The 12,651-nt window shown below is 67.9% G+C and carries 11 protein-coding genes; 4 read left to right on the top strand and 7 right to left on the bottom strand.

Features of this window, described 5'->3' with window-relative positions; translation table 11 throughout:
- Positions 1–12 precede the first annotated feature (12 nt).
- Positions 13–936, top strand: a complete 924-nt coding sequence (gene secF, locus IM760_RS02660; protein WP_204427014.1) for a protein translocase subunit SecF — start codon at positions 13–15, stop codon at positions 934–936.
- Between the two features lie 60 nt (positions 937–996).
- Here secF and IM760_RS02655 read toward each other — a convergent pair whose 3' ends face one another.
- The 7 genes from IM760_RS02655 to suhB all read right to left on the bottom strand — a co-directional run bounded on the left by IM760_RS02655 (position 997) and on the right by suhB (position 9,918).
- A complete protein-coding gene (locus IM760_RS02655; protein ID WP_204427013.1) occupies positions 997–2,199 on the bottom strand; it encodes a pyridoxal phosphate-dependent aminotransferase in 1,203 nt (400 codons plus the stop codon).
- A 2-nt stretch (positions 2,200–2,201) separates the two neighbouring features.
- Complete coding sequence (locus IM760_RS02650; RefSeq protein WP_204427012.1) at positions 2,202–3,620, bottom strand: amidase; 1,419 nt, start codon at positions 3,618–3,620, stop codon at positions 2,202–2,204.
- A 15-nt stretch (positions 3,621–3,635) separates the two neighbouring features.
- Positions 3,636–4,604, bottom strand: a complete 969-nt coding sequence (locus IM760_RS02645; RefSeq protein ID WP_204427011.1) for a D-2-hydroxyacid dehydrogenase — start codon at positions 4,602–4,604, stop codon at positions 3,636–3,638.
- The gene (locus tag IM760_RS02640) at positions 4,601–5,851 is read right to left on the bottom strand and encodes an aspartate aminotransferase family protein (RefSeq protein WP_204427010.1); all 1,251 of its coding nucleotides are present in this window, start codon (positions 5,849–5,851) and stop codon (positions 4,601–4,603) included. The genes IM760_RS02645 and IM760_RS02640 overlap by 4 nt, the downstream gene beginning before the upstream one ends.
- A 60-nt stretch (positions 5,852–5,911) precedes the next feature.
- Complete coding sequence (locus IM760_RS02635) at positions 5,912–7,069, bottom strand: isocitrate/isopropylmalate dehydrogenase family protein (protein ID WP_204427009.1); 1,158 nt, start codon at positions 7,067–7,069, stop codon at positions 5,912–5,914.
- Positions 7,070–7,168: 99 nt separating this feature from the next.
- On the bottom strand, positions 7,169–8,623 hold the full coding sequence (locus IM760_RS02630) for an NAD-dependent succinate-semialdehyde dehydrogenase (RefSeq protein ID WP_204427008.1): 1,455 nt from the start codon (positions 8,621–8,623) through the stop codon (positions 7,169–7,171).
- Between the two features lie 473 nt (positions 8,624–9,096).
- Positions 9,097–9,918: an inositol-1-monophosphatase gene (suhB, locus tag IM760_RS02625; protein ID WP_204427007.1), complete on the bottom strand. Its 822-nt coding sequence runs from the start codon at positions 9,916–9,918 to the stop codon at positions 9,097–9,099.
- Between the two features lie 142 nt (positions 9,919–10,060).
- Here suhB and IM760_RS02620 point away from each other — a divergent pair, with 142 nt between their 5' ends.
- The 3 genes from IM760_RS02620 to IM760_RS02610 all read left to right on the top strand — a co-directional run bounded on the left by IM760_RS02620 (position 10,061) and on the right by IM760_RS02610 (position 12,651).
- On the top strand, positions 10,061–10,834 hold the full coding sequence (locus IM760_RS02620) for an RNA methyltransferase (protein ID WP_204427006.1): 774 nt from the start codon (positions 10,061–10,063) through the stop codon (positions 10,832–10,834).
- A gap of 2 nt (positions 10,835–10,836) precedes the next feature.
- The gene (gene cysE / locus IM760_RS02615; protein ID WP_204427005.1) at positions 10,837–11,604 is read left to right on the top strand and encodes a serine O-acetyltransferase; all 768 of its coding nucleotides are present in this window, start codon (positions 10,837–10,839) and stop codon (positions 11,602–11,604) included.
- A 120-nt stretch (positions 11,605–11,724) separates the two neighbouring features.
- On the top strand, positions 11,725–12,651 hold the full coding sequence (locus IM760_RS02610) for a bile acid:sodium symporter family protein (RefSeq protein ID WP_204427004.1): 927 nt from the start codon (positions 11,725–11,727) through the stop codon (positions 12,649–12,651).

Here is a 12,651-nt window from a genome sequence, read left to right as displayed (position 1 = left end):
GGGAGCAAGACTATGTCCAACAGCAAGAAAATGATCAATTTCATGGGCGTGCGGAAGGTGCTCGGCGTGATGTCGATCTGCCTGGTGATCGCGTCCATCATTCTGCTCGCCACCCGTGGCCTGAACCTGGGGCTGGATTTCACCGGCGGCACCAACGTGGTGGTGGAAAGCCCCGCGGACATCGACATCGCCGGTGCCCGCGACACCCTGGAGCAGGCCGGCTTCGAGGACGCGGTGGTGCAGCAGTACGGCTCGTCCCGGGACCTGAGCATCCGCGTGCCGCCCCAGGACGGTATCGAGGCGGACCAGGTGGGCCAGCGGGTGTTCCAGTCCCTGGCCGGCAGCATTGACGGGCTGCAGCTCAAGCAGGTGGAGTTCGTCGGCCCGCAGGTGGGCGATGAACTGCGCGACCAGTCCGGCCTGGCGCTGCTGATGGCGCTGGGGTTGATGCTGGTGTACGTGTGGTTCCGGTTCACCAACAAGTTCGGCATCGCCACGGTGGCGGCGCTGCTGCACGACGTGATCATCGTGCTGGGGCTGTTCTCACTGCTGCGCTGGCCGTTCGATCTGACGGTGCTGGCGGCGGTGCTGGCGCTGATCGGCTACTCGCTGAACGACTCCATCGTGGTGGCCGACCGCATCCGCGAGAATTTCCGCAACACCCGGGAAACCGACCCCCATGTGATCGTCAACGGCGCCATCAACGAAACCCTGACCCGGACCATCAACACCTCCTTCACCACCATGCTGGTGTTGATCGCCCTGTTCTTCTTCGGCGGCGAGGTGATGCGCGCTTTCTCCGAGGCGCTGCTGGTGGGGATTTTCGTGGGCACCTACTCGTCCATCTACGTGGTCGCCAACCTGCTGTTCACCCTCGGCGTGTCCAAGGAAGACTTCCTGATCCCCGAGAAGGAAGAAATCGACGAAATGCCCTGAGCGGTCATGAGCCGTGGGGGCGGTCGGGCGACCGCTCCCACGGCTGTCTCTTTTTCCTCTTCACCAGTCCTGTTTTTCCATCCACGGAATAATGCGCTCGAACGCCGCCTCGATCTGGTCCAGGGAGGTGGAGTAGCTGATGCGCAGGGCGTTGGCGCAGCTGTCGCCGAAGGTTTCCCCGGCCACCGTGCATACCCCGGTCTCGCGCAGCAGTTTCAGCGCCACGTTGCCGCCGTTGACGCCGTCGGGCAGGGACGGGAACAGGTAGAAGGCGCCGTCCGGCCGGTAGCCGGTCAGGTGCGGCGTCTGCTGGACCAGGTCCACCAGCCGGTCGCGGCGGCGCTGGTATTCCGTGAGCATGTCGTCGATAAAAGTCCGGTCGCCGCGCAGGGCCGCCACGCCGGCCCACTGGCAGGGCGTGTTCGCCACCGTGGTGGTGAACATGTGGTAGCGCCGCAGCTTCTTGATCGCCCCCTGGCTGGCCATCAGCCAGCCAATGCGCATGCCCGCCATGCTGAAGGTTTTTGAGAAACTGGACACCACCATCACGTGGTCCAGGTCCGAGCAGCAGGACAGCACGCTGGGGTATTCCCGGCCGTCGTAGATCAGGTGGTCATAGACTTCGTCGCTGATCACGTAGACGCCCCGGTAGGCCGCTTCCTGGACGATGGCTTCCACGGTTTCCCGGGGATAGACGGTGCCGGTGGGATTGCTGGGGGAGTTCAGCACGATGGCGTAAGTGTTGGCGTCGATGGCGTCGATCACTTCCTGGGGATCGAGCTGATGCTGGTTCTCGGCGCGGGTGGGGATGGTCTTGACCACGCCGCCGTTCATGCGGATCAGCGGCGCGTACAGCATGAACGAGGGTTCCGGCACGATGAATTCGCGGCCCGGCGCCGAGGTGGCGGTGAGCGCCAGGTAGATGGCCTCGGTGGCGCCGGTGGTGATCATGATGTTTTCCGGCGCCAGGGTGCGGTGATAGCGCTCGCCATAATACTCGGCCAGCGCCTCCAGCAGTTCCGGCAGGCCGGCGTCCATGGTGTAGCCGGTCTGGCCCGCCTGCAGCGCGTCCACCGCCGCCTGCACCACATGCTCCGGTGGCTTCAGGTCGGGCTGGCCGATGGACAGATGGATCACATCGTCCATGGTCGCCGCCAGGTTCACCATGCGGCGGATGCCGGGCACCGGAATGGTCAGCAGGGCCGGGTTCCAGATCGGGTCCTCGGTTTCGTAGAAGTCCGTATCCAGGTTGATGTTGCTCATGGTCACGCCTCCAGGCCGGCGAGCGCCAGCTGCGGGCGCCCGGTGAACGGACGGGCCTGCTCATAGAGATGGCCGGCCTTGAGCACCAGTTCGTCCTGGAAGCGGCGGCCGACGATCTGCAGGCCCATGGGCAGGCCGTCGCCGGCCAGCCCCAGGGGCACCGACAGGGCCGGCTGACCGGTCAGGTTGAACGGGTAGGTAAAGGGCGTCCAGGTGGGCCAGCGGGTGCTGGGCCAGTCCCGGGGCACCTCCCGGTTGGTGTCGAAAGCGGTGATCGGCAGGGTGGGGGTGAGCAGCAGGTCGTACTTCTGATGGAACACGGCCATGCGTTCGGACAGCGCCATGCGCTCGTTGACCGCCGCCAGATAATCCAGCATCGACAGCTTCTCGGCTTTCTCCACCACCTGCACCAGGGCCGGGTCCATCAGGGCGCGCTTGCGCGGGCCCAGGTCCCGGCAGGCGTTGGCGGCGCCGCCGTAGAACAGATGGCCGAAGGCGGCCAGCGGGTTGCTGAAGCCCGGGTCCACTTCCACCACGGTGGCGCCCAGCTCGCGGAACACCGCCACCGCCTCGGCGGTGGCCCGTTCGATGTCCGGGTCCACGTCCACATAGCCCAGATTATTGCTGTAGGCGATGCGCAGGTCCTTGAGGTCGCCGGCCAGGGCGGCCAGATAGTCCACCTGGCGGCGCGGCGCCGCCTGGGCGTCGCGGCTGTCCGCCTCGGTGAGCACCTGCATCATCAGCGCGCAGTCCTCCACCGAGCGGGTCATGGGGCCGGCGTGGGCGAGGGTGCCGAAGGGGCTGGCCGGCCAGTGCGGCACCTCGCCGAAGGTGGGCTTATGGCCGACGATGCCGCAGAAGGCGGCGGGAATGCGGATCGAGCCGCCGGCGTCGGTGCCCAGGGCCAGCGGCGCCATGCCGGCGGACACCGCCGCCGCCGAGCCGCCGCTGGAACCGCCGGCGGTTTTCTCCGGATTCCAGGGATTGTTGGTGGGCCCGCACAGCGGGCTGTCGGTGATGCCCTTCCAGCCGAATTCCGGCGTGGTGGTCTTGCCCAGCGGCACATAGCCGTGGCGTTCCAGGGCGGCCACCGCCGGCGAGCGCTTGTTCAAGGTGCTGTCCGGGTCGATGGTGCGCGAGCCCTTGAGGGTGGGCCACATGGGGGTGAGGAACACGTCCTTCACCGCCACCGGGATGCCGTCCAGCAGGCCCCGGGGTTCCCCCTTGCGGTAGCGCGCCTCGGCGGCGCCGGCCTCGGCCAGGGTGGTGTCCCGGTCGATCAGGCACCAGGCGTTGAGGGCGTGATCGTGATGCTGCACATGGTCAAGCAGGCCGGCGGCCACCTCCACCGGCGACAGCTCGCCGCTTTCGAAGGCGCGCTTCAGCGCCGTGGCGGTGAGTGCCCTGATGTCTTCGGCCATGGCTTTCCTCCTCCTTCAACGGCGTCCGTATCCCCGCGCCGTGTCCACCGGATTGGCCAGCGGCTCGCCGAGCCGCCAGCGGTTGAAGTTGTCCACGAACTGCTCACCCAGGGCCCGGCGCCAACCGATAAAGTCGCCGGCCATATGGGCGGAAAGCATCACATTGTCGAAGCCCCACAGCGGGTGGTCCGCCGGCAGCGGCTCCTGCTCGAACACGTCCAGGGCGGCGCCGGCCAGATGGCCGTCCAGGGCATCCATCAGGGCGGCGGTGCGCACGATGGCGCCGCGCCCCACATTGATGAACACCGCCCCGGGTTTCATAAGGTGAAAATGATGGTGGTCGAACAGACCCTCGGTGTCCGGGGTCAGCGGGGCGGTGACGATCACGTAATCGGCTTCGCCGAGCAGCTCCGGCAGGTCCTCCTGGCCGTGCACCCGGGAGAACGCCGGGTCGTGATCGCGGGGCCGGCGGGCGGTGCCGACCACCTCCATGCCCACCGCGCCCAGCACGGTGGCCACCTCGCGGCCGATGGAGCCGGCCCCCACCACCAGAGCGCGGGCGCCCCGGATCAGGGCGGTTTCCCGGTGGTCCCAGCGTCGCTGCCGCTGGCGGGACAGATTGGTGAGGGTGTCCTTGGCGAACAGCAGCACCGCGCCCAGCACGTACTCGGCGATGCCCCGGTCGAACAGGCCGGCGGCATTGGTCACCGGGAAGTCGCCGTCGCGGATCGGCGGAATCATCAGGGCGTCGACGCCGGCGCTGGTGGCGTGCACCCAGCGGATCGGGCAGGGGTCCGGCCAGGCCGCCTCCAGGGCCTCCACCCGGAAGTCGGTGACCACCAGCACATCGGTGTCGGCGAGTGCCTCGGCGAGGCCGTCGTCGCCCTGCAGCTGGCGCACCCGGGCGAGCCCGTTCAGGGCCTTCAGGCCCGGCAGCGGCGGCTCGTCCGGCGCCAGCAGCACGGTCACCCGGGTGTCGCTCATGCGGTTTCCTCCAGGGCGTCGCGGAACAGGTCCACGGCGCGGTCGATTTCCTCGCGGCTGACAGTGAGCGGCGGCAGCCAGCGCACGATCTGGCCATGGGTGCCGCAGCGCAGCAGCAGCAGCCCGTTGCGTTCGGCGGCCTTGAGCACGGCGGCGGCGCGCTCGCCGTCCGGCTGGCGCGGGCCGGCGCCGATTTCCATGCCGCGCATCAGGCCCATGCCGCGCACCTCGTCGACACAGTCGTACTCGGCTTTCAGGGCGTCCAGACGTTGCGCCAGGTGGTCGCCCTCGGCGGCGGCCCGGGCCACCAGGTCTTCCTGCTCGATCACGTCCAGGGTGGCCAGGGCGGCGGCGCAGGCCACCGCGTTGGCGCCGTAGGTGCCGCCCTGGGAGCCGGGCCAGCCTTCCGCCATCAGCGCCCGGCTGCCGGCCACCGCCGACAGCGGGTAGCCGCTGGCCAGCCCCTTGGCGGTCACCAGCAGGTCCGGTTGCACGTCGAAATGCTGGTGGCTCCAGAAGCGCCCGGTGCGGCCGTAGCCGGCCTGGATCTCGTCGGCGATCAGCAGGATGCCGTGACGGTCGCAGCGCTCCCGCAGGCCCTGCATGAAGCGGGTGCCCGCCGGGTAGTAGCCGTATTCGCCCTGCACCGGCTCGACGATCATGGCGGCGGTGTCCGCCGGCAGCGTCTGGGTCAGAAACAGGTGGTCCAGCTCGCGCAGGCAGAAGTCCACGGTCTCTTCCTCGCTCCAGCCGTAGCGGTAGCTGTGCGGGAACGGGCTGAAGCAGACCCCGGCCATCAGCGGATGCCAGCCGCTGCGCACCTTGGTGGTGGAGGTGGTCATGGAGGCGGCCGCCAGGGTGCGGCCGTGGAAGCCGCCGGTGAAGGCGATCACATTGGGGCGCCCGGTGGCCTGGCGGGCCAGCCGCAGGGCGGTTTCGATGGCTTCGCTGCCGGAGTTGGCGAACGCCACCGCGTCCAGCGCGCGGGGCAGGTGTTCGTAGAGGCGATCGGTGAGCCGGAGCATGTTGGGGTGGGTCACGGTGGTGTACTGGGCGTGCACCAGGGTGGCCACCTGCCGTTGGGCGGCTTCCACCACCTTGGGGTGGCAGTGGCCGGTGGCGGTGACGCCGATGCCGGAGGTGAAGTCCAGCCAGCGACGGCCTTCACCGTCGTAGAGCCAGCTCCCTTCGCCGCGTTCCGCGCAGATCCCGCTGGATTGCACCAGCAATGGAGACAGATGATTCATGGCTTGCTCCTCCCACGTCATGAACCCGGGCGGGGAGGCCGGCCTTGCGTGAAGACCGGATCAGAGGTTCCCGCCCAGGGCGCCTTGAATCCGCACACCGATCGCGTCGGTGCCGCTGGCCGGGTGTTGGCCGGCCAGGTCCGCTGTCAGCGTCTCATGCAAATGACGCGCCGCGCCATAAAAAATCGCGTTTTTTTCACCCAGCCAGTGGAGCAGCAGCGCCAGACTGAACAGGGTGGCCCGGGGATCGGCCACGCCCTGGCCGGCGATGTCCGGCGCCGAGCCGTGGGTGGGCTCGAACAGGGCGGGCTGGTCCGGGTCGGAAGGATTGAGGTTGGCGGAGGGCGCCACGCCCAGGCCGCCGGCGAGCACCGCCGCCAGATCGGTGAGGATGTCGCCGTGCAGATTGCTGGCCACCACCACGTCGAAACGCCAGGGCGCCTGCACGAATTTCATGGCGGCGGCGTCCACCAGTTCATGGTGGGTGGCGATGTCCGGATAGTCCGCGGCCACTTCCTCGAACACCCGGTCGTAGAGGTCGCCCCAGAACGCCTGGGCGTTGCGCTTGGTGATCAGACACACCTGCGCCTCACGGGTGGCGCCGTCGGGCAGGGTGAAGGTGCGCGGGCGCTGTTCGCGGTCCCGCTCGTCGCGGCGCGCCCGGGCACGTTCGAAGGCGTGGCGGATCAGACGCTCGGTGGCGGCGTAGGTGAATACTTCCAGCTGGGTGGCGATTTCATCGCGGGTGCCGGCGCGCAGCCGGCCGCCCTGGCCGGCGTACTCGCCTTCGCTGTTTTCACGAATCACCAGCATGTCCAGGTCCCGGGCGCGGGGATCGGCCAGGTACTGGACGGTGCCGGGGTAAAAGCGGGCCGGCCGTTCGCAGGCCCACAGATTCAGGCCCTTGCGCAGGGTCAGCAGCGGCGCCAGGGAAACGCCGTCCGACAGCCGGTACCGGTCAGGATCGTTGAGGGGCCCGGGGTCGCCCAGGGCACCCAGCAGCAGGGCGTCGTAGCCACGCAGCCGCTGGAGCGCATCCTCCGGCATCATTTCCCCGTGCCGGCGGTGCCAGTCGGTGGCCGGCCAGGGCAGCACCTCGTAGTCCAGGGGCAACCGGTGGCCGTGGATCAGTGTTTTCAACACCGCCTCGGCCACCGCCATCACCTCCGGGCCGATGCCGTCGCCGGGTAACAGCGCGATGCGGTGTGAATCGGTCATAACCACTCCCGATCAGAACGCTCATCCCGCAGGGGCGGCCGGGCGGTGTTCCGCTTTGGCCGCCTTTTCGCGACTGAAGTCGCTCCTACGGTCCGGGGTTCAGCCCATGCAGAGGTATTTGATCTCGCAGTATTCCTCGAGGCCGTACTTGGAGCCTTCGCGGCCCAGGCCGGATTCCTTGACGCCGCCGAACGGCGCCGCCGCGTTGGAGATCAGGCCCTCGTTGATGCCCACCATGCCGGCTTCCAGGGCCTCGGCCACGCGCCACACCCGGTGGATGTTCTCGCTGTAGAAGTAGGAGGCCAGGCCGAACGGGGTGTCGTTGGCGAGGCGGATGCCTTCCTGTTCGTCCTTGAAGCGGATCACCGCCGCCAGCGGGCCGAAGGTTTCCTCCACGCAGAATTCCATGTCCTGGGTGGCGTCCACGATCAGGGTGGGCTGCACGAAGTTGCCGCCGCGCTCATGGGGCTCGCCGCCCAGGATCACCTTGCCGCCTTTCTCGCGGGCGTCCTTGATGTGCTCCAGCACCTTGTCCACGGCGCCCTTGTTGATCAGCGGCGCCTGGGTGACGCCGTCCTCGAAGCCGTCGCCCACCTTCAGTTTTTCGATGGCGGTCTTGAGCTTCTCCACGAAGGCATCGTGCACGCCGTCCTGCACCAGGAAGCGGTTCACGCACACGCAGGTCTGGCCGGTGTTGCGGAATTTGGAGGCGATGGCGCCTTCCACCGCCTTGTCCAGGTCGGCGTCGTCGAAGACCAGGAAGGGCGCGTTGCCGCCCAGTTCCAGGGAAATCTTCTGGATGTGTTCCGCGGATTGCGCCATCAGCTGGCTGCCCACCTCGGTGGAGCCGGTGAAGCTGACCTTGCGCACCACCGGGGAGCTGGTGATGGTCTTGGAAATGGCGGAGGCGGACCCGGTGATCACATTGATCACGCCGGCGGGGATGCCGGCGCGGGTGGCCAGCTCGCCCAGGGCCAGGGCCGAGTAGGGGGTGGCGCTGGCCGGCTTGACCACCATGGTGCAGCCGGCGGCCAGGGCGGCGCCGGCCTTGCGGGTGATCATGGAGGCCGGGAAGTTCCAGGGGGTGATGGCGGCGGTGACGCCCACCGGCTGCTTGATCACCACGATGTGCTGGCCGGGTTTGGCGGCGGGAATGGTGTCGCCGTACAGGCGGCGCGCTTCCTCGGCGAACCACTTCAGGAAGGAGGCGGCGTAGGCGATCTCGCCCTTGGATTCCGCCAGCGGTTTGCCTTGCTCCAGGGTCATGATGGCGCCCAGGTCGTCCTGGTGCTCCATCATCAGTTCGTACCAGCGGTACAGCAGCTGGGCGCGTTCGTCGGCGGTCTTGTCACGCCAGGCCGGGAAGGCGCGGTCGGCGGCGGCGATGGCCTGACGGGTGTCCGCCTCCTGCATGCGCGGCACCTGACCGATGATCTCGCCGGTGGAGGGATTGTCCACATCGATGGTGGCGCCGTCCTCGGCGTCGCACCACTGACCATTGATGTAGCACTGCTGGCGGAACAGGTCTTTGTCTTTCAGTTGAAACTGGCTCATCGGGCTCTCCTGAAGAAGCATCTTCGCGCAAACGATATCAAGGAGCCTCTGAATAACGCCTTACGTGCTCAGCGTGGCCTGAAGTGCACTGCCGTTGTGTCTTGTCTCGACGGACAGGGTGGTGCCCTTTCCAAGAGGCAAGGCGCGGCGGCAGTGCACTTCAGGCCGCGCCCTGCGGGGCTTACAGGCTGGCCCACACTCGTCGTTCCCCTTTTTCGACAGGCACCCAGCCTGCCTTCAAAAGGGCGCCTTGATTGTGGGCCAGCCTGTAAGCCTGAGTACGTAAGGCGTTATTCAGAGGCTCCTTTTAACGCTAGCAGAGCTTTACGGCCAGTCCTATCCCTTGAAGCAGGCTTTTACGTCTCTAAACGGCGTAGGAGCGGCTTTAGCCGCGATAGCGCCGCCCAATCACGGGAAGCTATCGCGGCTAAAGCCGCTCCTACGGAAGGAGGCAGGTCGGGGGCGAGCGCGGCTCAGCCGCGCTTGAGGCTGTCGGTGAGGTGCGGCTTGATCTTCTGCAGCAGGCCCTTGAACACCTTGGGGGTGCCGGCCACCAGGTTGCCACGGCTGAGGTGGTTGTGACCGCCGGCCAGGTCGCCCACCAGGCCGCCGGCTTCGGTGATCAGCAGGGTGCCCGCGGCCATGTCCCATTCCTGCAGGCCCAGCTCGAAGAAGCCGTCGGTGCGGCCGGCGGCCAGCCAGGCCAGGTCCAGGGCGGCGGCGCCGGGGCGGCGCAGGCCGGCGGCGTCCTCGGCGATGGCGCGGAACATGCCCATATAGGCATCCAGGTAGGGCATCTGATCCTTGCGGAACGGGAAGCCGGTGCCGATCAGGGCGCCTTCCAGGCTGGCCCGGCCGGTAACGCGGATGCGGCGGCCGTTGAGCGCCGCGCCGCGGCCCCGGCTGGCGGTGAATTCCTCTTCGCGCAGCGGGTCGTAGACCACGCCGTGCTCCACCCGGCCCTTGATCTTCAGGGCGATGGACACCGCGTACTGGGGAAAGCCATGGATGAAGTTGGTGGTGCCGTCGAGCGGGTCGATCACCCACAGGTAATCGGCGCCTTCACCGCGACCGGGCTGCTCGCCACCTTCCTCGGCCAGGATGCCGTGGTCCGGATAGGCTTTGCGGATCACCTCGATGATGCGTGCCTCGGCGGCTTTGTCCACCTGGGTGACGAAGTCGTTGGCGCCCTTGCGATCCACTTTCAGCGGGTCGCTGTTTTCCGCCGCGCGGCGGATCAGGGTGCCCGCCTGGCGGGCGGCTCGCAGGGCGATATTCACTTGCGGCGCGTGCATGCATTCATCCTATCGGTTTGAAAGAGCGGGCCCCACGGAGTGGCGGGGCCGGACGGGAGGCGGATTGTAACAGAGCGGAAGGAAGGAGGGCAGGCCGTTATCTGCTAGAATCCCGCCCCCACGACCGACGCGGACAACCGACATGCTCGACAAGGTGCGGATGGTGATGGTGGAAACCACCCATCCGGGAAACATCGGCGCCGCCGCCCGGGCCATGAAGACCATGGGCCTGAGCGATCTGCGCCTGGTGGCGCCGAAAATCCACCCCAGCGCCGAGGCCACCGCCCGCGCCTCCGGCGCCGGCGACGTGCTGGCCGCGGCCCGGGTTTGCGAGACCCTGGACGAGGCCCTGGAAGGCGCCACGCTGGTGATCGGCACCAGCGCCCGCCAGCGGCGCATCCCCTGGCCCTGCCTGACGCCCCGCCAGCTCACCGCGCAGCTGGCCCGGGAACCGGAGGACACCCGCATCGCGGTGCTGTTCGGCCGCGAGGACCGGGGGCTCACCAATGACGAACTGCACCGCTGCAATCTGCACGTGTCCGTGCCCACCAATCCGGACTATGGCGTGCTCAACGTGGCCTCGGCCATCCAGCTGATGGCCTATGAACTGCGTCTGGCCCTGGTGGGCGAGGACGCGGACCTGCCCGAGGCGCGCTCGCGCCGCGAGCAGATGCCGCTGCCGGAGATGTTCTGGGATGAGCCGGCGGCCAGTAACCAGGCGGTCCAGCAGTTCCTGGACCATCTGCAGCGGGTCATGGAAGACAGCGGCTTCCTGGACCCGGAGCAGCCCGGGCAGGTGATGACGCGCATGCGGCGATTGTTCCTGCGCGCCCGCCCGGACAAAATGGAGATCAGCATCCTGCGCGGTACCCTGGTGGCTTTGGAGAAGCGCCTGCGGGGCCCGGATTCGAGGTAACTATGCTCAAGCAAATCAAAGAGGACGTCGGGTCCGTCTTTCACCGCGACCCGGCGGCGCGCAACACCCTGGAGGTGCTGCTCAACTACCCGGGCCTGCACGCGGTGCTGTTCCATCGGCTGGCCCATTGGCTGTGGCGGCGCAACTTCAAGCAGCTGGCGCGGCTGATTTCCACCTTCAGCCGCTGGCTCACCGGCATCGAGATCCACCCCGGCGCGCGCATCGGCCGGCGCTTCTTCATCGACCACGGCATGGGCGTGGTGATCGGTGAAACCGCCGAGATCGGCGACGACGTCACGCTTTACCACGGCGTCACCCTGGGCGGCACCAGCTGGGACAAGGGCAAGCGCCACCCGACCCTGGAAGACGGCGTGGTGGTGGGCGCCGGCGCCAAGGTGCTGGGGCCGTTCACGGTGCACAAGAACGCCAAGATCGGCTCCAATTCCGTGGTCACCAAGGAGGTGCCGGAGGGCGCCACCGTGGTCGGCATCCCCGGCCGGGTGATCGGCCAGCCGGCCACCGAGCAGGAGAAGAACCGCAAGGAAATGGCGGACAAGATCGGCTTTCAGGCCTACGGCGTCAGCAACGACATGCCGGACCCGGTGGCGGAGGCCATCGGCGCCCTGCTGGACCATTTGCACGCGGTGGACGGCAAGCTGGACCGGGTCTGCGAGAACCTGCGCCGCCAGGGCATCCAGGGCTGCGACGAGAAACTGCCGGAACTGAGAAACGAGGACTTCGAGTCCGTGAAGGCCCGCGGCGGCGACTGACCCCGCCCGGGTCCACGGTAGGAGCGAATCTAGTCGCGATAATGGGCTTCGATAATCGCGACTGACGTCGCTCCCGCACCGTACCCCACCGAAGGCGCGGGCTCCATGGAGAGGCCACCGATGATACAAACCCTCACCCGCCTGTTCCCGCTCTGGGCGATTCTGTTCTCCGCCGTCGCGTTCGCCTTTCCCGAGCGGCTGGCGACCCTGGATTGGGCCATCGTGCCGCTGCTTATGCTGATCATGTTCGGCATGGGCATGACGCTCACCTGGGCGGACTTCGCCGACGTGGGCAAGCGTCCGGCGGTGATCGGGGCCGGGGTGGCGTTGCAGTTTCTGATCATGCCTCTGGTGGGGTTGCTGGTGGGCGTGCTGCTGGGCCTGCCGCCGGAATGGGTGCTGGGGCTGGTGCTGGTGGGTGCCTGCCCGGGCGGTACCGCCTCCAACGTGATCTGCTACCTGGCGCGGGCGGACGTGGCCCTGTCCATCGCCATGACCTCGGTGTCCACGCTGCTGGCGGTGGTGGCCACGCCCTTGCTGGTGTGGCTTTATCAGGGCCAGGCCATCGACGTGCCGGTGGCGTCCATGCTCGGTTCCCTGATCAAGATCATCCTGTTGCCGGTGGCGGCGGGCACCTTCCTGAACAGCCTGTTCAGTGCCCGGCTGGCGCCGGTGCGCAATGTCTTCCCGCTGGTGTCGGTGGTCGCCATCGTGCTGGTCATCGGCGTGATCGTGGCGTTGAACCGGGAGCGCATCGCCAACGGTGGCCTGCTGGTAATGCTGGCGGTGATATTGCACAACCTGTTGGGGCTGAGCCTGGGCTACGGCGGTGCCCGGCTGTTGCGGCTGGATCGGGCGCGGGCGCGCACCCTGGCCATCGAGGTGGGGATGCAGAATTCCGGGCTGGCGGTGGCGCTGGCGGTGAAGCATTTCTCCGCCAGCGCCGCCTTGCCCGGGGCCCTGTTCAGCGTGTGGCACAACCTGTCCGGCTCGTTGCTGGCCTGGTACTGGCGGCGCCGCAACCCGGGGGATGAACCCCGGGCCTGA

Source organism: Alloalcanivorax marinus (assembly GCF_016906305.1).
Classification (GTDB): Bacteria; Pseudomonadota; Gammaproteobacteria; order Pseudomonadales; family Alcanivoracaceae; genus Alloalcanivorax; species Alloalcanivorax marinus.
The sequence above is the reverse complement of the archived record's forward strand: the minus strand, read 5'-3'. Positions and strand labels throughout refer to the sequence as shown.